Origin of the sequence: Virgibacillus sp. NKC19-3, assembly GCF_019837165.1 — a bacterium.
GTDB lineage: Bacteria > Bacillota > Bacilli > Bacillales > Amphibacillaceae > Virgibacillus_L > Virgibacillus_L saliphilus.
In genome coordinates this window covers 1,203,262-1,222,429 of the sequence record NZ_JAGYHC010000001.1, presented here as the reverse complement: position 1 = coordinate 1,222,429, position 19,168 = coordinate 1,203,262, and the positions used below count along the sequence as shown (strand labels likewise).

16 protein-coding genes are annotated in these 19,168 nt (G+C 38.0%); 4 read left to right on the top strand and 12 right to left on the bottom strand.

Going from position 1 to position 19,168, the window contains the following annotated elements; all coding sequences use genetic code 11:
- Nucleotides 1-527 precede the first annotated feature (527 nt).
- Nucleotides 528-2,327: a cation:proton antiporter gene (locus tag KFZ56_RS06025; RefSeq protein WP_222640930.1), complete on the top strand. Its 1,800-nt coding sequence runs from the start codon at nt 528-530 to the stop codon at nt 2,325-2,327.
- 186 nt (nt 2,328-2,513) lie between these two features.
- On the opposite strand, the gene KFZ56_RS06020 is transcribed toward KFZ56_RS06025, so the two are convergent.
- Both KFZ56_RS06020 and KFZ56_RS06015 read right to left on the bottom strand, forming a co-directional pair.
- Nucleotides 2,514-3,833 carry a replication-associated recombination protein A gene (locus tag KFZ56_RS06020; RefSeq protein WP_222640927.1) on the bottom strand — a complete coding sequence of 440 codons (1,320 nt, stop codon included), beginning with the start codon at nt 3,831-3,833 and terminating at the stop codon, nt 2,514-2,516.
- A 247-nt stretch (nt 3,834-4,080) separates the two neighbouring features.
- The gene (locus tag KFZ56_RS06015) at nt 4,081-4,947 is read right to left on the bottom strand and encodes an aldo/keto reductase (RefSeq protein WP_255584871.1); all 867 of its coding nucleotides are present in this window, start codon (nt 4,945-4,947) and stop codon (nt 4,081-4,083) included.
- A 659-nt stretch (nt 4,948-5,606) separates the two neighbouring features.
- On the opposite strand from KFZ56_RS06015, the gene KFZ56_RS06010 reads away from it, so the two are divergent.
- The gene (locus KFZ56_RS06010) at nt 5,607-6,245 is read left to right on the top strand and encodes a TetR/AcrR family transcriptional regulator (RefSeq protein WP_222640925.1); all 639 of its coding nucleotides are present in this window, start codon (nt 5,607-5,609) and stop codon (nt 6,243-6,245) included.
- Complete coding sequence (locus KFZ56_RS06005) at nt 6,238-7,413, top strand: macrolide family glycosyltransferase (protein ID WP_222640923.1); 1,176 nt, start codon at nt 6,238-6,240, stop codon at nt 7,411-7,413. Before KFZ56_RS06010 ends, KFZ56_RS06005 begins: the two co-directional genes overlap by 8 nt.
- Nucleotides 7,414-7,557: 144 nt before the next feature.
- Here KFZ56_RS06005 and KFZ56_RS06000 read toward each other — a convergent pair whose 3' ends face one another.
- The 3 genes from KFZ56_RS06000 to KFZ56_RS05990 form a co-directional block, all read right to left on the bottom strand.
- Entirely contained in the window at nt 7,558-8,226 is a 669-nt protein-coding gene (locus KFZ56_RS06000; RefSeq protein WP_222640921.1) for a YoaK family protein, read from the bottom strand.
- A gap of 333 nt (nt 8,227-8,559) precedes the next feature.
- Complete coding sequence (gene rpoD / locus KFZ56_RS05995; RefSeq protein ID WP_222640918.1) at nt 8,560-9,675, bottom strand: RNA polymerase sigma factor RpoD; 1,116 nt, start codon at nt 9,673-9,675, stop codon at nt 8,560-8,562.
- A 241-nt stretch (nt 9,676-9,916) separates the two neighbouring features.
- Entirely contained in the window at nt 9,917-10,126 is a 210-nt protein-coding gene (locus tag KFZ56_RS05990; RefSeq protein ID WP_222640916.1) for a cation:proton antiporter regulatory subunit, read from the bottom strand.
- Nucleotides 10,127-10,373: 247 nt separating this feature from the next.
- Here KFZ56_RS05990 and KFZ56_RS05985 point away from each other — a divergent pair, with 247 nt between their 5' ends.
- Nucleotides 10,374-11,003, top strand: coding sequence for a TetR/AcrR family transcriptional regulator (locus KFZ56_RS05985; RefSeq protein WP_222640914.1), 630 nt, complete (start codon nt 10,374-10,376; stop codon nt 11,001-11,003).
- Nucleotides 11,004-11,356: 353 nt separating this feature from the next.
- On the opposite strand, the gene KFZ56_RS05980 is transcribed toward KFZ56_RS05985, so the two are convergent.
- The 7 genes from KFZ56_RS05980 to KFZ56_RS19500 form a co-directional block, all read right to left on the bottom strand.
- Entirely contained in the window at nt 11,357-12,544 is a 1,188-nt protein-coding gene (locus KFZ56_RS05980) for a CynX/NimT family MFS transporter (protein WP_255585298.1), read from the bottom strand.
- A gap of 302 nt (nt 12,545-12,846) precedes the next feature.
- Nucleotides 12,847-14,433 carry a metal ABC transporter solute-binding protein, Zn/Mn family gene (locus KFZ56_RS05975; RefSeq protein WP_222640910.1) on the bottom strand — a complete coding sequence of 529 codons (1,587 nt, stop codon included), beginning with the start codon at nt 14,431-14,433 and terminating at the stop codon, nt 12,847-12,849.
- Between the two features lie 413 nt (nt 14,434-14,846).
- Nucleotides 14,847-15,869 (bottom strand): DUF2332 domain-containing protein, encoded by a 1,023-nt coding sequence (locus KFZ56_RS05970; RefSeq protein WP_222640908.1) that lies wholly within the window; start codon nt 15,867-15,869, stop codon nt 14,847-14,849.
- Nucleotides 15,870-15,974: 105 nt separating this feature from the next.
- Nucleotides 15,975-17,219, bottom strand: coding sequence for an N-acetylmuramoyl-L-alanine amidase family protein (locus tag KFZ56_RS05965; RefSeq protein WP_222640907.1), 1,245 nt, complete (start codon nt 17,217-17,219; stop codon nt 15,975-15,977).
- 98 nt (nt 17,220-17,317) lie between these two features.
- Nucleotides 17,318-18,355 carry a sensor histidine kinase gene (locus KFZ56_RS05960; protein WP_222640906.1) on the bottom strand — a complete coding sequence of 346 codons (1,038 nt, stop codon included), beginning with the start codon at nt 18,353-18,355 and terminating at the stop codon, nt 17,318-17,320.
- On the bottom strand, nt 18,352-19,044 hold the full coding sequence (locus KFZ56_RS05955; RefSeq protein ID WP_222640905.1) for a response regulator transcription factor: 693 nt from the start codon (nt 19,042-19,044) through the stop codon (nt 18,352-18,354). The genes KFZ56_RS05960 and KFZ56_RS05955 overlap by 4 nt, the downstream gene beginning before the upstream one ends.
- The gene (locus KFZ56_RS19500; protein ID WP_255584870.1) at nt 19,028-19,159 is read right to left on the bottom strand and encodes a hypothetical protein; all 132 of its coding nucleotides are present in this window, start codon (nt 19,157-19,159) and stop codon (nt 19,028-19,030) included. Before KFZ56_RS19500 ends, KFZ56_RS05955 begins: the two co-directional genes overlap by 17 nt.
- Nucleotides 19,160-19,168 lie beyond the last annotated feature (9 nt).

The window sequence follows — 19,168 nt, the reverse complement described above, 5'->3', positions numbered from 1 at the left end:
CCAGATCATCATTTTGAAGAACCCTCTGTATACCATAACCTACAAAAATCATTCAAGGTGTTGTCAATTTCATCTTTTCGCATACCGATATAATGCTTGGCGCTGCATGATTAAAAATTTCCTACAATACAATTACTCATAATGGTGGTAAGATTGTTTTACCATCGTATAAGTTTAATATAATGACGCAAAAGAAACGGTTGCATCAAACCAGGATTCAATTTCACTTGCGTTGTCGTGATATGGGAAATTTCCGTTTTGCCTTCAAGGGGAGGACAGGGGAACGGATTCTTCATAGTCTTAGCAACAGGATAAACGTGACAATGTTCTTGCCTCAGCTCCTGTCCCTCTATACCTTTAAAACACCTTTTAACATATTTAACCAAAAGAATGGACAGGATAAAAAAGAATAACATAAAGTTTATATGACCTATAAACCAATACATCATTCCACAACAAAATGAAAGACAAACAAACGAGAAATTGATAAACTTCTCACCGGAATCCAAAAGATCGGAGAAATGTATATGGAAAATATTGCTTTAATTAGTATCGCTGTCATTGTTATCGTCGGTATCTTTTCACAATGGCTTGCTTGGCGAATTCAATGGCCCTCTATTGTCATTATGTCTATCACCGGATTATTGCTAGGCCCCGTTTTTGGCCTATTTAACCCAGAAGAGGCATTAGGAAGTCTTTATAGTCCATTGATTTCATTAGCTGTTGCTATCATTTTGTTTGAAGGAAGCTCAAGTCTGGATGTCCGGGAAATCAAAGGCGTATCCAAATCGGTTTTCCGTATTGTCACCATAGGTGCTTTCCTTGCCTGGATTGGCGGTTCGCTTGCCGCACATTTCATTGCAGGATTGAGCCTGGAAGTATCTTTCATCATCGGTGGCTTATTTATTGTCACTGGACCAACGGTTATCATTCCACTACTCCGAAATGCCAAATTAAAACCGCGCACTGGTGCTGTGCTTAAATGGGAAGGTATTATCGTAGACCCTTTTGGTCCATTGCTTGCCCTGTTTGCCTATGAGGTTATTAACGTACTGACAACAGACGCGCTGCAAGCGAGTCATATGGTAAACTTCTTTCTTAGTGCACTGGTTGCTGTGGTTTTTGGTTATGTCATTGGCATGATTGTCAGCGTGATGATTGGAAAAGGCGTTATTCCAGAATATTTAAAGTCTCCAATTATTATCGCCTTTGTGTTACTTTGCTTTACCTTGGCAGAAGTTGTGATGCATGAGACAGGTATGCTTGCTGTCACTGTAATGGGATTAACTCTTGCCCGTACCAAACATTATGTATCCTCGATAGGTCATGATGTCAGCCATTTTGTGGAAAATATCACGGTCTTGTTAACATCAACCGTTTTTATTTTGCTGACAGCTTCCTTGTCACGAGAGACCATTGCAGAAATTTTTACATGGCCAATCATCGGATTTGTGCTTGTCATGCTATTCATCGTGCGTCCTTTATCCATTTGGATTGCCACAATCGGTACAGAGCTTTCCAACTCGGAAAAGACCCTGATTGGCTGGATAGCTCCCAGAGGTATCGTGGCACTATCTGTTTCCGGATACTTCGCAGCCAATTTGCTGAACGATGGACATGGCGAAGCGGCTATCCTTACAACACTAACGTTTGCACTGGTATTCATAACCGTCTGTGTGCATGGATTTTCACTTGGCCCGGTTGCCAAAGCACTCAAGCTTTCCAATGATGCTCCTCCCGGGGTGTTATTGGTTGGAGCGAACAGTTTTTCCATTGCATTGGCAGCATATTTACAGAAGATAGGTATTCCTGTATTAATCAGTAATTCTTCGAGTGCGCAGCTGCAACCAGCTATCGACAAGAACATTCCTGTCTATCAAGGGGAAATCCTTGCAGAACATAGCGAATATGAGGTAGATCTGACTCCATATGAAACCATTCTTTCGCTCACAGGAGATACAGCCTTTAATGCGCTTGTTAGTCAATCGTATGTACCAAGCTTTGGTTATAACAATACATTTCGGCTTCCAAGCGGCAGCAATCAGCAAAAAGAAAATGAAGTTTCCCCTGCAAAAAAAGCACATCTTTTATTTCAGGAGGATGCCATCTTTACGGCGTTAAATAAGAAAATCAATACCGGCTACACCATACAACCCTTGCAGATGGAGAAAAAGGGAAAAATCGAGAAAGAGCAATTACCAAAAGATATCGTACCACTTTTCGTAAATAAAGAGAATAAAACCATTCAGTTCCTTACACTACGAAGTAAAATAACGCTTGACGATGGAGATCAACTTATTGTTTTAAAGAAAGATAAACAGACCTAAAGGGTATGAATGAGCAAGAAATTTCAGAAGCGAGTTGATCATCATTTCGGTAGGTGCTCCTAATACGATTTTCCGTTTCTATTATCATTCATCTTTATTTATGCTTTCTGAGTCCAAAGGATTCAGAAAGCATTTTTCATTCAACGTTGTGTGCTATAGGCTATAGACGCCATGATGTGCTAAGGATCATTGCTTATTTTGTTTGTGCCACTCTGAAATTTGTTTCAACCTTTCTTTGATTTTATTTTCTGAGCCTTGTGTTGTCGGATAATAATACTCATGTCCCTCTAGGGAATCCGGCAACGTCTGCATGGTCGTTAATTTCTCATCTGTATTATGGGCATATTGATACCCCATTCCATAATTCATATCTTTCATTAGATTGGTAGGTGCATTACGTAACTGTAAAGGAACAGGGGCATTCATGGACTCTCTTGCATCTTTTTTAGCGTTTGAATAGGCCACATAAGCTGAATTCGACTTTGGTGCCATTGCCAGGTAGATGACGGCTTGCGTAAGATGCACATCACATTCCGGCATACCAATAAATTGACAGGATTGAAATACAGCTATCGCTAGTTCTAACGCTCTATTATCTGCTAATCCGATATCTTCGCTGGCAAATCGGACTAATCTTCTTGCGATAAACAAAGGATCTTCTCCGGATTCCAGCATCCGGGATAACCAATAAACAGAGGCATGAGGGTCACTATTTCGCATCGACTTATGAAGTGCCGATATGATGTTATAGTGTTCTTCTCCACCCTTATCATATAATAGTGATTTCCTTTGAATAATCTGGGTTAAATCTTCTTTCCCAATAGAAAGTGTACCTTCCTGTTTTTGTCCATTTAATACGGCCATCTCTAATGTATTTAGAGCAATTCTGCCATCCCCATCGGAAAATGCAGCAATTGCTTCCAGCACCCCATCTTCCAGTTGTATTGCTTGGTCCCCTAACCCTTTTGGATCGGCAATTGCGTTTTGTAATAATTCAATGATCTCGTTCGTTGATAATTGATATAAAACAAATACTTTACTGCGTGACAGCAAAGCGGCATTTACTTCAAAGGATGGGTTTTCCGTGGTTGCACCTATAAGGATAATGCTTCCCTTTTCAACATAGGGTAAGAAAGCGTCCTGTTGCGCCTTATTAAAACGATGAATTTCATCTATAAACAAAATGCATTTATCCCCGAATTCGCTGGTTTCTTCAGCCTCTTTCATCACATTGCGTATCTCTTTAATACCAGTTGACACGGCACTAAAATGAATAAACCTTGATTTTGTGTGATCAGCTATGATTTCAGCTAAAGTCGTTTTTCCAACTCCGGGAGGGCCCCAGAAAATCATGGAAGAGACTTGATCATTTTCAATCATTTCTCGTAAGACCTTTCCTTCCCCTAATAAATGTTTCTGCCCAACGACATCATCTAAATACTGAGGGCGAACCCTGTTTGCTAAAGGACGATGATGATCATTTTCAAATAACGAACCTTGTTTCAAGCTATGACCTCCCATCCATCTTTTGATTCCCTATTCAAAAAACGAACATATATACTATATATTAACATACTTCTACAGGGAACCAAACCTTGAATACGTATTTCTGTTCCATTAAGCAGGCTGGGAGAATTCATTTACGTTTCTCCAAAAAGCCATAACGCTCGTTACATTATACATAAAAACGGCATTTCACAGGAGAAGAGCTCCCATGAAATGCCGTTTCGTTTTAGCGTATTCCATCGTCTTGCTATTTTAATTTCCCACCAAAAACAGGCATGTCACTTGCCTCACCATAATCTTCAATGCGCGCTACATTTTTCAAGGTTTCCATATCCTCATCTGAAATGGTGAAGTTTACGCCGGCATTATTTCTCATATGTTCCGGATTTGCCGTCTTAGGTAATGGCAGCAGTCCAAGCTGCAATGTATAGCGAATACTTAATTGCGGGACCGATACACCATACTTTTCTGCGATAGCTTTTACGTCCTGATTTTTAAACAATTCACCGTGCGCAATTGGGGAATAAGCTTCGACAAGAATTCCCTGTTCTTGTGTATATGCAATCAAATCAAATGGCGTATTGCTGATATGCACTAAAATCTGATTGACCATAGGTTTGACGGTACAATGATCAAGAATGTTATCCAAATCCTCTTTTTCAAAATTCGATACGCCAATAGCGCGAAGTTTTCCAGCTTGATACGCTTCTTCCAGGGCCCGCCAAGCTTCACGATTTCCTTCAAAGAAACGCGCTTCTCCTGCAAATTCCGCCCATGGTTGCGGGCTATGAATAATCATCATATCGATATAATCAAGCCCCATCGTCTCCAAAGATTGATTTATCGAGGAAACGGCTTCTTCATACGACTTCACTTCTGCAGCAAGCTTTGTCGTAATGAATAAATCTCCCCTGTCTATGCCACAATTTTTAATTCCTTGCCCAATACCACTTTCATTTCCATATGCCTGCGCCGTGTCAATATGGCGATAACCGATTTTTACAGCTTCTACTACAGCTTGTGTGGCATCGCCATTATCGATAAACCATGTTCCAAGACCTAATTTTGGAATTTCAACCCCATTGGCCAGCTGATCATTTTCGTTTAAAATCATATAATCATCTCCTAAGATTAAATAAAATAACTTTACATATCGGCTATAAATTTGATTATAGTACCTAAAGTCCACTCTAAGTCAACAGCTTTGGCTGTAATCAGATCAACATTCCATTCAAGCCGCCGTTCCCTTATGATGAAAGATTATTATATTCCTCATCCGTTACAGCTTCTAACCATTCGTTCCAGGCTCCTTCTGCCGGATTTGTCCACCTTCATGATGAATATGCCAGTTATTTCGACAAGGTAAAAAAGGAATCTCTTGAAACAATAACTCCCCACTTTTCCGTTCTCGGCAATGTAATTCCTTCATACTTCTCTACAGCTATTGGTTCCAACAGGATAGCAAGGTCAATTAATCCCTTATCCAGTTTCTCTGGGAGATCATCGCTTGTTTTACTAAAGATACGAATAAGTGCACTCTAAAACAACCAAGTTTTAAGAGCAGGTCTAACAAAAAGTAATATTATCAAAAAAATGTGTATAAATATAACGCAATTTATTCACACTCTATTCTTTCCAAATTCTAAGTATCTACTAATTTATGTTGGAAAAGCAGGATACAGTAAAACCAAGACGATTGACAAGTGTGTGAATTTGCTATATATTATATTTAACAAACCGCTAGTCGGTCTTTGTGAAGGGAGAATAAACATAATGAGTAGGGAACTTCAAGCGCAGCAAACAAAAACGAAAATTTTAGAAGCTGCTGTTGAATTATTTTTCACAAAAGGTTATGAACAGACTACGATGCAAAATATAATGCATGCTACGAAGCTTTCAAAAGGGGCTCTATACCATCACTTCAAAAGCAAACAAGAAATTTTAGAATACTATACAATGCAACAGCAACAGCTAATCACGAATTATTTCCAAGAACTTGCCGATAATCAAAACTTAACTGCAACACAAAAGCTGGATCACGTCATAGACTACCTCATTGATAATGATGACTTGCCAGCATTAACAAAAGCTGGCTGGGCTGAAAAAGTACCCTTTGCTTTATTACATACGCTTCGTAATATGCTCAATGTATTAGCTCCTTATCTCGCAGAAATCATAAAGCAAGGAGTGGATCAAAGGGCATTTAATTGCCACTACCCGAAAGAAATTGCAGAACTTCTCATGCTTCTGGTAGACATATGGCTTGACCCTCTTATCGTCTCATTTAATTATGAAGAAATATGCAAAAAAATTGACTTTATTATTCTCTTATTAGAAAAATTCGATGCTCCAATCATTAGCGAAGAAAAAGAAAACAAAATCAAAGAAAGGATGAAGCGATATCATGATTAATCAAAAGCATATCCTTATGGTCAACCTGCCCTTTTCAGGCCATACAAATCCTACACTGGAATTAGCTAAAGCATTCATTGCGCATGGTCATCATGTAACATATGTCCATTCTCCTGAATGGCAAGGGGAGGTTGAAGACACAGGTGCTGTCTTTATTCCTTATGACAATTATCCAGATAAGCAAACCAACTTACAAAAAGAAGTGAACAGCTGGGGTGCAGCTTATCAAACTATTCAGCGAATCGGGAGGAATTATGATTGTTTAGTTTATGAAATGTTATTTTTTCCCGGAAAATCGCTTGCAGACCAATTGGGTATTCCCTCTTTTCGTTTGTTTTCTACCTTCACATTAAACGAAAAAGTATTGCATGATTTTGGCAAGACCGGGGGATGGTACTTAACATCTATCTTTCGCTTCTCATTGCTTCGTAAACTCATTTCTCAACTTTTATATAAGAAGTTTGATCTGCGTTATAACGATATTGTTCAAGAAATATCAGAGAACACTCCTGAACTTAATTTCACTTACACAATCGAAGCATTCCAAATTTATGCCGATGATTTTAATAAAAAGCACTATAAATATGTAGGACCTTCATTAGGCCATCGTGATGATTATGCGTTAGACCTATCTAGTTTACAAGCACCAATCATTTATATTTCGTTAGGAACATTGGTCAATACATCTAAATCTTTTTTTCAAATGTGTATAACCGCGTTCCAAGAACAGCCTGTCTCCGTCATTATATCCATTGGAAATGCCATTAAAAAGGAAAGCTTAGGAAAAATTCCAAACAATATTCATATCTACACTTATGTCCCTCAACTGGAAGTATTACACCAAGCAGATTTATTTATTACACATGGTGGTATGAACAGTGTAAATGAAGCAATATTCTATGGCGTTCCAATGCTCGTTATTCCAGTTGGCAATGATCAACCTTCTGTAGCACAACAAGTTGAAACGTTACATTTGGGAAAGTATTTAAAGCGAAAAGGGTTAAATTCCATTGCTATCAAAGAAGCAGTGATAGCAATTTTAAAAGATGCAACATACAAAGAAAGATTACAAGTATTTCAAAAAAAAGCGCAAAAAGCTGGAGGTAATGAGGAAGTTGCCCGTTTGATATTAAATACATTTTCATGTACAAACCCATTCGGATACTAATAAAACATTCCGAATAGGTTTGTTTTTTCTCCTTAATGGTGATTATATGTTATTGGATTGGACAATGAAATTTAGTAATAATATTACCGAACATCCTCTTGAATTACCTACGTGTTTTATTTTGAAAAGGAATTGAAGCTAAATCTAAACTCGTTTGAAAAGCAGCCAGATATAAAACAAGCCAGTAATAAGAAAAGCCAGCCACAAGTTCAACGTTACACCGAAATACAAAACGATCACAGTACCACTCCCAACTCCGAGCATGAATATCCCAACCCCAAGCAACAGAGTAAAAAAAGTACGTAATGCTTCTTCATCTTTATTGAAAATAGCCAGATAAAGATTATTCATTAGATTTTTGGTATTACCTGTCATAATCCCATTATTTATATTTGTTGATTTAATCTTACGAAACATCGTCAGCTCATAGCCCGCAAGTAAACCAAGCAGCAATCCGATCATAGAGGAACCGACACTTTGCTGAATGCAAGCGATAATAAAAAGAAAAACCGCCTGAATCAGTAAATAAATCCGATATTTCTTCCAATTATGGTCTTTAAAAAATTCCATTATTCCCTGCCCCAGAAATGCTCCTAAGGCAAAACCAATAAAAGATGCGGTATGTGTAAAGGCTTCCCAAGGATTCCCCTCAAAAAGCTTTGCTGCCAGTACTACCATGTTCCCTGTTTGCGCACTCGCAAATAATCCATTTTGTGTAATAAATGTATAGGCATCGATAAAGCCCATCAGAAAAGTGGAGAAAGCTGTTAAAACGGTTAAAATTTTGTTTTGATCAATCTCATGCTGCAACATTAAGACCTCCTTATACGATCATTCTATTATGTAAATGTATGTTGTACTAGATAAATAGATACAGCATAATCTAAGTTCATTAGATTTGTACACATGAATTTAAAAATTTTTAAGCTGTATTTAAATTGTAGCAAAGGTTGTGATTAAAAAAAATTTGTTTAGCTAATACGTTTAGACATGAAAAAAACACCTCCATTGTTGGCAGCGTTGATCAAACCATCATTACTACCAATTAGAGAGGTGTTACCTATTCACCTACTATTATATAAAAATCGGCACTTAGAGAGTTAAACGTATTCATGTTATCTAAGTGTTTTCTTTGCCCGGCATCAATCATTCACTAAGAAAATCTTTCAATCGTTTACTACGGCTTGGATGTCTTAATTTACGTAGTGCTTGTGCTTCAACTTGGCGGATACGCTCTCTGGTTATATTGAATACATTACCAAGTTCCTCCAGCGTTCTTGTTTTTCCATCATCTAACCCAAATCGGAGACGGAGAATATTCTCTTCCCGATCGGGGAGTGTATCCAATAAGTCTTCTAGCTGTTCTTTTAACGCTGTATAAGCGGCTTGATCAGAAGGTGATATTGCTTCCTGATCCTCGACAAAGTCACCTAAATATGAATTCTCCTCCTCACCGACAGGCGTTTCCAAGGATACTGGTTCTTGAGCAATTTTTAATATTTCCTGAACTTTCTCTGGGCTCAATTCCATTTCTATCCCGATTTCTTCCGATGTCGGTTCACGACCTAACTCCTGCAGTAAATCACGTTGAATGCGAATTAATTTATTGATTGTTTCGACCATGTGTACCGGAATCCGAATGGTTCGTGCTTGATCAGCAATAGCCCGGGTAATGGCCTGTCTAATCCACCAGGTTGCATAGGTGCTAAATTTAAAGCCCTTTCGGTAATCAAATTTTTCAGCCGCTCTAAATAGTCCAGTATTTCCTTCTTGAATTAAATCTAAGGAAAGCATGCCTCGTCCTGCGTAGCGCTTTGCGACACTGACTACGAGACGAAGGTTGGCCTCTACTAACTTTTTCTTCGCTTCCATGTCCCCCTCTTCAATCCGAGAAGCGAGCTCCATTTCTTCTGCTGCAGTTAATAAATCCACGCTACCAATTTCTTTTAAATACATACGAATAGGATCATCTAATTTATGCGCTAAAGGTTCACTGTAATCATGAAGAGTGAGTTCTTCTTTCGCTTCGTTCTGTGTTTCCTGAACATCCTCAGATTCCATTATCACATCGATACCTTGTTCTTCCAAGTATTCATAAAATTTATCAGTTTGTTCGGATTCCATATCAAACTTAGATAAAACGCTAACTACTTCTTCATAAGCAAGCGTTCCACGTTTCTTCCCCATTTCCACTAATTTTTCTTTTACTTGCTCCAAGGTTAGTTCTGGTTCTTTCACATGCACAGATTCTTGTTCGACCATGACCCTCCTCCTCTCAAAATGTTACGTTTACATTTGATTTCTTTAACTGCGTAAGATCCTAAAATTGTTTTGCGTTGTTTTTAGTGTCACGTTGTCTCCTCCTCTCGCTGCTAATAACCATGTAACAAACTGTTATCTTATTCTATTTTATAAAACTGAATAATTGTTCTAAAACAAAATCAAAAAAAAGGGATCTTCATTTTTATTAAAGATCGTTTTCGACTGGACTAAAATAATTATATCACGATCTATCCGGATTTATAAGTTGTGATAAAATTCTAGCCTCATTTTGATCAAGTGGGATTGATATAAGATTTTCATGGCTATCATAAAAAAAGAATTCACATCTATCATCTAAATACTGTACGAATAATAAGGCATCACCGAAGAATGTTTCTATCTGGTACCCAAATCCAACTCCGTGCAACTCTGTTTTATAAATGATATACATACATCCTCCTAAACAAAACTGAACAATCGTCCTAAAATATTACCATATAGGATTTTTTGCCGTCAATAGATATCATCTTGCTGAAGCGTTGCTTGAGTTTGCCCTTATGTTATGATAAATTTAGAACAAATGGTCAGTAACTTTTACAAAAGAAATAGGGAACCAAGACGGTGGCACTTCTTCACTTAATGAAAGCTTATTGCTACGTCTAACAGTAAAGATTAAGAAATGGGCAGGAGTGAACTTTTTGAATAAGAAGCAAACAAAAAGTATCTTAACCAAAAAAAAGATTGCTGAAGCAGCGAAAAATCTGTTTATTGAGAAAGGTTATGCATCAACATCCATTGAAAACATTACGGAGGCAACAGGGGTAAGTAAAGGGAATATATACTATCACTTCGAAAGTAAAGAAGGATTATTTATTCATGTATTAGACGAATGGGAAAAAGAATGGATGGAACAATGGGAAGATCAGAAAAAACAATACGCTACCACAATAGAGCAACTGCACGGAATTGCAAAACACTTAGTTATCAATGATTATAACCATCCCCTGACAAATGTGGCTGATGAATTTTTCAGTCATGAAAAATCCAATACACTGGTACAGAATCAGCTTTATAAAACGATTAACATCAGAATCTCTTATAGTCAGAAACTATTGGCAGAAGGAATGCAGTCAGGTGAATTAAAAGCCGATGACTCGCTACTATTGGCAAAAATTTTTGATACCTTGTTGTATGGATTAAATAATATTTGCAGAGACTTAAATATGGAAGATACCCTTGATCTTTATAAGAAGGCAATTGACACTTTTCTATATGGCATATCCTCCACCGATCAGGCTCATCTTCGTAACCACCAGGTTGAAAATTAGTTCGAAAAAATGATTCATATAGAAGCTAAGTCCTAATTGACATTCTTTTCGTTCACTCAAGCTTCGTTTCCGTATATTCTATATTTAAAATGAGGCTGGGACAAAAGTGTTTTTAACAAATAAATTCCGAACATACATCGCTTCGGAAATATACTTCGCTTTCCGCGGGCGGCTGGTGAGCCCCCTTGTGCTATTGCACTTCGGTGTCTCACCTATGCCTTCCCTCCCGCTGGAGTCTCCGCATATTTCCTACGCTGAGTTTGATAATGTTCGTCTTTTTTATTAAACACTTTTGTTTTGTCTCAGCCTCTTTTTATTCCCTCTAGGGATATATCAAATATAGTGTCAGACACTCACACATACCGATTCCTACCAGCACCCAGACCAGCAAGTGTCATCAACAAACAAACAGTGATGATGGCTATAAGCGGCGCTGTCCACGCATTCGTGATGTCAAATAATAGTCCGATAAGTAACGGCCCTACTGCAGCAAAAACATAGCCAATGGATTGAGCCATTCCGGACAAAGCGCCAGCTTGCTTACCATTGCGCGCACGCATACCCAGCATGGCAAGTGATAGACTGATAGCACCTCCGAAAGCAAATCCAATCAGTGTTACCCAGAAGAAGATTAGCGGAAGCGGTCCCCCGATTAAAAGTCCGATAAATCCTATTGTTGCGCCTCCGCCAATTCCTAGTACAATTCCTTGCTGGTTGGAGAACTTTTCCGCCAATACTGGAGCCAAAAAGGTAGAAGGCAATCCAACAAATTGTGCATAGGCGACCATCCATCCAGCAGCTGATACGGAAAATCCAAAACTTTGCATGATTTCTGGCAACCACGATACGATCACATAGAATATGAACGATTGCAGCCCCATAAATAACGTAACCTGCCAAGCTAGTGGAGATTTCCACAAGTTACTGTCATTAAAAGACCTATCACTTAGCTCCATTTGATCTTCTTTAGGTGCAGAAGATTGTTTAAGAACAAAAATCCAAACGACTATTCCAATAACGGCCAACACTGCCCAAGATAATAAAGCTAGTTCCCAGCCCAGGTCTGCACCTGTTGCAAGCGGAACAGTAATACCCGATGCAGTGGCTGCAAATATGGCCATGGTTGTCGAATACACACTGGTCATCCGACCAACTTTATTCGGAAATTTTTCCTTGATCACGGCTGGTAGCAGCACATTCATCACTGCGATACCAACCCCGATGATGGCTGTACCAATAAATAATGATACTGTATATGGAATGGATCGAATACCAATCCCGGCAAAAAGCAATATCAAACCAAACAAAACGGCTCCTTCGTTCCCGAGGCGGCGACCTAATTTTGGAGCAAGCGGCGAGACAACTGCAAATGCGATGAGTGGTAAACTAGTAATCGTCCCAGCACTCCAATTTTCCAGTCCGATCTGATCACGAATCGTGCCCAATAGTGGTCCAACAGAAGTAATTGCCGGTCTTAGATTAAAACCAATAACAATAATGGCGACCAAATATAACATTCTCGTATTGGAGGATGCATTCATGGTCAAGCCGTTCTTTGCTTTAACTCTATTTTTCTCCATTTCAAACCTTCTTTTCCTCTTCTCGTATCCTTGTCGTAATGGAGGGTACTGAGAAATTTTTCACAATACAATATATGTTATTGGAAGATGTGGCCTATTGTCAAGGGTATTTTAGTAGTGGAAGATTTTTCTCGGCATTTATTCCATTTGTTTACCATAAAACACCTTTCATGTTCCTTCGTAGTATTTACTTTTGTAGATCCAACCATTTCTATAATGGAAGACGGTTGTTTCGATAACAACCGCCTTTTACCTTATGATAACTATTTTGTTATTTTATCAAGTGCTTGTAAGTTATCATCCATTAATTCAATATAGTCTTTCCCATTTTCAATATCCTCTTCTGTTCTCACCTCTAAATTGTGAATCATGACAGCCTCTGCACCAATCTGGTCTTGAATAACCTCTGACAAACGGTTCTTACTATTTTGTTCGTAAAGAATATAATCTAAATCATACTCTTCTGCAGCATCTATTACTTCCGTTAGTGCCTTCTGTGATGGTTCTTCGCTGGATGACAAGCCACTAATTGGTATTTGTTCGACACCATAACGCTCTTCCCAATAACCAAAGGCTGCATGTGGAACAATAATGTGTTTATTTTCTTTCGTATCAAGAACGTCTTTGTATCTCTCATCTAAATCTGTTAATTCGCTTTTTAATGCATCAAAATTTTCATTGTAACGTTCTTCTTCATTCGGATTTAATTCAATGAGCTCCTCTTTCAATATTTCTGCAACTTTAATAACCCGTAATGGGTCAGTCCAAATATGCGGATCATGATCTTCATGATCATCGATGGTTATTGTTACAGGGTCGGACTCGGCAACAACTTCATGATCATCATCATATAGCTCCGCTTTGATTTGCTGTTCGGAAACAGTAGCTTCTCCTTCATACGTGTCTCCATTTTGACCTTCTGCTATTTCCCATTCCTCTGAATCCGAATCACGTGTGAACCAGTGCCAATGGTCATGATCCGCCTCTTCATTATATTCTGCTGTAAGTTCAATTGTATCACCGGTATGGTAATGACCAGCTAAACCATCAACAGAAATTGCTTGTTCTTCTTCCCCATCATGGTCGTGTCCATCATGATCGTGGTCACCCTCATCATGTTCATGATCATCGATGGTTATTGTTACAGGATCGGACTCGGCAACAACTTCATGATCATCATCATATAGCTCCGCTTTGATTTGTTGTTCGGAAACAGTAGCCTCTCCTTCATACGTATCTCCATTTTGACCTTCTGCTATCTCCCATTCTTCTGAATCGGAATCACGTGTGAACCAGTGCCAGTGGTCATAATCCGCGTCTTCATCATGTTCTGCGGTAAGTTCAATCGTATCTCCGGTATGGTAATGATCAGCTAAACCATTGACAGAAACTGCTTGCTCCTCTTCTCCTTCATGGTCATGGCTATCATGATCGTGGTCATCATGATCGTGATTGTCCCCTTCATGACCGGCATGTTCATGTTGGAAAAGTTCTTCATGTTTTCCTATTTCTATTAGTCTCACATCTTGCGACTCTAATGCACCTGAGACACTTTCAGCAAATCCTTCCATACCTTCACCTATATAAATAAATGCGTCACTTTTCGCAAAATCAGTCATTTCCTTAGAAGTCGGTTCATATGTATGACCATCTGCTCCCGGTGGATAAACGGAATGCGTATTAACCGTATCACCTCCGATTTCCTCTACGATGTATTGAAGTGGATAGACTGTCGTATAGATGTCTAAATCTGATGTTGATTGTTCAGAATTAGATGCATCTTCAGATGAGCAACCTACAACCATAAAAACAAATGTTAATAATAGTACCAAAGGCTTTATAAATTTCATCCTCTACTTCCTTTCTTATTTTCAAATTAAATCGTAATAGTTACGATTTGTATTATAGCGTAATGATTACGATTTGTAAATAGGAATTATTACGATTTATATTTTAAATAGGGACACAGGGACAGGTTCCTTGTCCCAGCGAGAACCAGCAGAAACGTGGGACAATGGACCTGTCCCCTTATTTGTTACACTAAAAAAATAAGGTTGCGCGATATTATACTACGCCAACCTTATTGTTTTAAACGTATTTCTTGCTTCCAACGAAAGAAGAAAACAAAGGAATCAAATAAATCATGAATTCTTTCGTTTATAAACATATTTATTAGAGTATTTTCCTTCTTTATGTTTCATTCAATACATTTCGTCATCTTTTTTCATGCCAAGAAGGACATTGGGACAGATTCCTTGTCCTCTCATAGCTTCCAGCGGAACCAATGACCATGACCATCCGTATCACCAACAATTAACTTGGTTTCCTTGCCATTAATCCAATAATCGAGGTGCAATGATTTATCCCAGATATTATTGTAAACATGAATAACTTCTCTTTCTTTACCTAGACTCTTGATTTTATTTAATAAATCTAATTTCACCTCTTTGGGTATTTGGTTCGCTACATGCGTATGGAAAATACAGATTGCATGATCTGTAGGTATTTCCTTTGCAATTTCTTCAAGTAATAATACTCCGTCACCTTCGATAAGGTTTGACGGCTGTGTTTTGAAAAGCTCAACTGCATCATCAAAAAGCTTTAACCTCTCTTTATGTTCTGGCCAAATAAGTGATTTTAGCCAACGATATTCCTCATCATTAGTAAGATCAGTGATATTTAAATCTATACCCATTTTGTAAGAAACAGGGGGCGTAGAATTTGTTATTTCAATCGGTAGTTCACCTTTCACTTCTGAAGTGATATGTACATTTGAAGAAGTATCTCCATATAACTGATCCGTTCCGTATGAATAGCTATAGTGATCCCACATTAATTGCAAACCAGCACTGGTTCCAATTTCGATCATCGCCAAGGGTTTGTTCACCTGGTTATACGCATAACAAAACGTTGGGTAAAGGTAGGCGCACCGTCTCACTTCATTTGTCTGCACTAATTTATTTCTTAGAATGCCTATTATTTCTTTCTTATATGCTAAGCAAAAATCTTTAAATAATGGAAACGCGTTTTTCTTATTTCTCGGTGTATTCGTTACACTTGGATAATAATATTTTAACTCATGATCGAATCCTTGTAATAACAAATGATGAACAGCTCCAAATAACATGTTCGGTTTAGGCTGTCCCTCTCTGACATGCGTAGACAATTCCAGAAGTTGTTCATCCGATGCAATTTGCAAAGATAGAAATTCATATAATTCACTCGAGCCCTTGCATTCTTCATCAGCAAATCTTCTAAAACATTGAGATAGAATTTGCTTGTTCATACTATTCCTCCTCTGAGGAACAGGGGGGGACACAGGGACAGGTTCCTTGTCCCACCTTATCCCAAATTAAGCTCTAAGTGGGACAATGGACCTGTCCCCCTGTCCCTATTTAAAATAATTTTCCAAGCCAGTGACAATGCCTTTTGCTGCATTTTCTTGGTAGTTATCTGTTTGAATAACTTTCTGTTCCTCTGGATTGCTAATGAAACCTAGTTCGATGAGTACAGCCAATTGCTTGTTATCTCGTAACACTTTAAAATCAGCTTGTTGCGTTCCACGATCATTAAGGTTTGTATGATCGACCAATGATTTCTGAATGGTACTTGCAAGTCTCTGATTCTCAACCCCATCATAATAAAAGGTATAGACCCCTCGCACAGATTGGTCTTCCGATGCATTATAGTGCAGACTAATAAATGCTTCTGTATCAGTAGAATTACTAGGTTGAACCCGTTCCTCTAACGGTATAAATCTATCATCCATCCGGGTTAATGTAACGGAAGCGCCTTTATCATGTAATTGTTCTTCTACCTTTTTTGCTGTAGATAATGTTAACGTTTTTTCATTTACTTCTGATCCAATCGCACCGGTGTCTTTTCCACCGTGACCGGGATCAATAACAAAGTGATAACCAGCTAATGTCTTTTCCCCACTTTGCTGTATTTGTTCGTCTTGTTTTGCTTCCTTATCTTCTTCCTCTTTTTCGACTGCTGACTCCTCTTCTTTGCCATCTCTTTGATCAGATTTTGCTTCTGATTTTTCCGTTTCATTCTCCTCTGCTGTTTGTTCTGAATGTTCCTCCTCATTCTCCTCTAACGTCATCCGATCTGTTGATTCATTTGTTTCCTCAAGTAAATGTAAAGCGATCCATGCTTCCTTATCATTATAAAATGTTTTCCCCCAACCATAGGATTCTCCAAAGATCGTAACCTTTTCACCATTGCTCAATTCTGTTATAATCGTTGCATTTTTATCAGGGGCTTCACGTAAATGAACTGCTGGTACCTTCACTTGATGCAGTTGGCCGTTTTCTACCGATTCAGCTGGCTCAACATCTTCCTGCTCCATCTGACTCTGTGCATCATTTACTGCTACAAGTTGATGTATGGCCACCCATGCTTCTTCGCCATGATGGTACGTTTTCCCCCAACCATAGGATTCTTCGAAAATAGTAACCTTTTCACCCTTTTGTAGTTCAGCGATAACAGCTGCATTTGGATCCGGTTCCTCCAGTAACGCTAACGTTGCAGATTCAACTTGATACAGTTGCTCACTATCTGCATGAACGGTCGTTAGAAAAATAAATAGGAAAACCATTAAGCCAATGCTTACCATTATATTGTTCCTCATTGTCATTGCCTCCAATTAATAATTTACTATATTGGCAGTTTTACCAATAAATTCTATTCGTATACGCCTAGTAAATTAATTTCAGAGACTCCTATATCCTACGTTTTTTGCTTTGGATGGAAGTGAGGCGATTTCCTATAAGTGAGTGTAATATTCGTCCCCAGCCCGTTGCTATCTATGGAGAGATGAAGATTCAATAATTTAGGTACTTCATGAATAATATTCAATCCTTTTCGATCCGATTGTTGGAGTTTCTTGGTTGGATTAAAGCCAATCCCATTATCACGAATCACCAATTGTTGCTGTTTGTCCCCTGTAAAACTCTCTATAGTTAATTGACTCGCTTCTGAATGGTAGAGCACATTTTGCAAAATATTATCAATTAGTCTTTCAAACCATACCTTATCCAGTTCCCAAATCGTATCAGAATTTATTTTATTCCAATAAGTTATGTTCTTATGGTTGAGGGCATTATGCCACTTCTCCACAATGCCACTTACACATTTCTCCAAATTAATCGGTTTCTTATACGTAATGATAGAATCAGCATTCAAGTCATTTTTATGGTAGATTCGATCACTAAGTGTCGCAATGATATCTGTATTTTTGTTGATTTCTTGAATAGCCTCTTCGGTGTTTTGTTTCGTTTTTAAATAATATAAATTAATTTTGATAATCGATAGCGGTGTCTTGATATCATGCGAAAGTTGATCCAAATACCTTTTTCTAAATTCTTCTGATTCTTCGTATTTGCTTTGGTTATATTGTAATTGGTCAATTAATATATTGATTGACTCACTTAGATACTTCATATCTTTATATCTCAATTCTGCAGTGTTAACAGGATCTGGATAGTTCTGATCTTTGGCAATGTCTCTTAACAAATTAGAAAGGTACCTTATTTCGGATGAAATATTGACAATGATTCTTGAAAGAAAGAACACATATAGTAAAATCATGGTTGAAAAAAGCACAAGTACATATATATAGTTATCTTCCGCTTTAAAAGGGGTGTCGGTTCCATTAATATAATTATGTATGAGATGCGTTCCCAATACGATATAATTAGACAACATTAAGGCAAACGGAAAGAATAAAATCGAGATCAATGTAAGGAAAAATATTTTTTTATTCATTTTTTTCGTTCCTTTGGATCTACTATTTTGTAACCATACCCATAGATAGTTTGAATCAACGTATTCGCACTATCTACTTTCTTCCGCAAACTATTCATATATACACTTAGGGAATTTGCTTGATTATGATAGCCATCCATTCCCCAAACACGATTTATGATTTGCTCTCTTGACAAGCTAACATTGATATTGGCATACAGGTAAAAGAATAGCTTACTTTCTGTCTTGCTTAATGGGATCTCCGTTCGTGTTGTACGATCGAATATGGTATGTGCACGGGTATCCACCAATATCTCATCCAAATATACCGTCTCGCCATACTTATCTTGCAGTAGATTTTTGATCCTTGCAAGGAGCTCTAGCGGCTCAAATGGCTTCGGTATAAATTCATCCCCCAGCTCTAGTCCTTTGATTTTATCATTAATTTGACTATGTGCCGTAAGAAAGACAACGGGTTTTTCCGGATACATGGTTTTGATTCGTTTGCATACTTCATATCCACTATCAAAAGGTATTTCAATATCTAATAAAAAGATATCTATCTCGTCAAAATCACAATAACGGAAACGATTATCTGTTTTCACCATCACCTTATGAAAATATGCACCTAAAAACACATTCAAAAAAGTTGATATATCAGGGTCATCTTCCAGTACAAAGATATTGAGCTTTTTAAGTATATCCTCCATTCGTTTCACCTACCTTTTCTATACATTCTTTTGATACACCAATCTTACATGTATGATCAACATTATAACGTTTAAATAAAATAGACAAGCCCATTCCAATTACAGTTGATGCCATAGCTCCTTC

Coding starts and splice junctions, on each gene's coding strand:
- KFZ56_RS06000 (WP_222640921.1), bottom strand. CDS start 8,226: ATGTTGCAGCATGAGATTGATCAAAACAAAATTTTAACCGTTTTAACA.
- KFZ56_RS19500 (WP_255584870.1), bottom strand. CDS start 19,159: ATGGCATCAACTGTAATTGGAATGGGCTTGTCTATTTTATTTAAACGT.
- KFZ56_RS05980 (WP_255585298.1), bottom strand. CDS start 12,544: ATGAATGCATCCTCCAATACGAGAATGTTATATTTGGTCGCCATTATT.
- KFZ56_RS06025 (WP_222640930.1), top strand. CDS start 528: ATGGAAAATATTGCTTTAATTAGTATCGCTGTCATTGTTATCGTCGGT.
- KFZ56_RS05990 (WP_222640916.1), bottom strand. CDS start 10,126: ATGTATATCATTTATAAAACAGAGTTGCACGGAGTTGGATTTGGGTAC.
- KFZ56_RS05975 (WP_222640910.1), bottom strand. CDS start 14,433: ATGAAATTTATAAAGCCTTTGGTACTATTATTAACATTTGTTTTTATG.
- KFZ56_RS06015 (WP_255584871.1), bottom strand. CDS start 4,947: ATGATTTTAAACGAAAATGATCAGCTGGCCAATGGGGTTGAAATTCCA.
- KFZ56_RS05965 (WP_222640907.1), bottom strand. CDS start 17,219: ATGAGGAACAATATAATGGTAAGCATTGGCTTAATGGTTTTCCTATTT.
- KFZ56_RS05970 (WP_222640908.1), bottom strand. CDS start 15,869: ATGAACAAGCAAATTCTATCTCAATGTTTTAGAAGATTTGCTGATGAA.
- KFZ56_RS05955 (WP_222640905.1), bottom strand. CDS start 19,044: ATGGAGGATATACTTAAAAAGCTCAATATCTTTGTACTGGAAGATGAC.
- rpoD (WP_222640918.1), bottom strand. CDS start 9,675: ATGGTCGAACAAGAATCTGTGCATGTGAAAGAACCAGAACTAACCTTG.
- KFZ56_RS06005 (WP_222640923.1), top strand. CDS start 6,238: ATGATTAATCAAAAGCATATCCTTATGGTCAACCTGCCCTTTTCAGGC.
- KFZ56_RS06010 (WP_222640925.1), top strand. CDS start 5,607: ATGAGTAGGGAACTTCAAGCGCAGCAAACAAAAACGAAAATTTTAGAA.
- KFZ56_RS05960 (WP_222640906.1), bottom strand. CDS start 18,355: ATGAATAAAAAAATATTTTTCCTTACATTGATCTCGATTTTATTCTTT.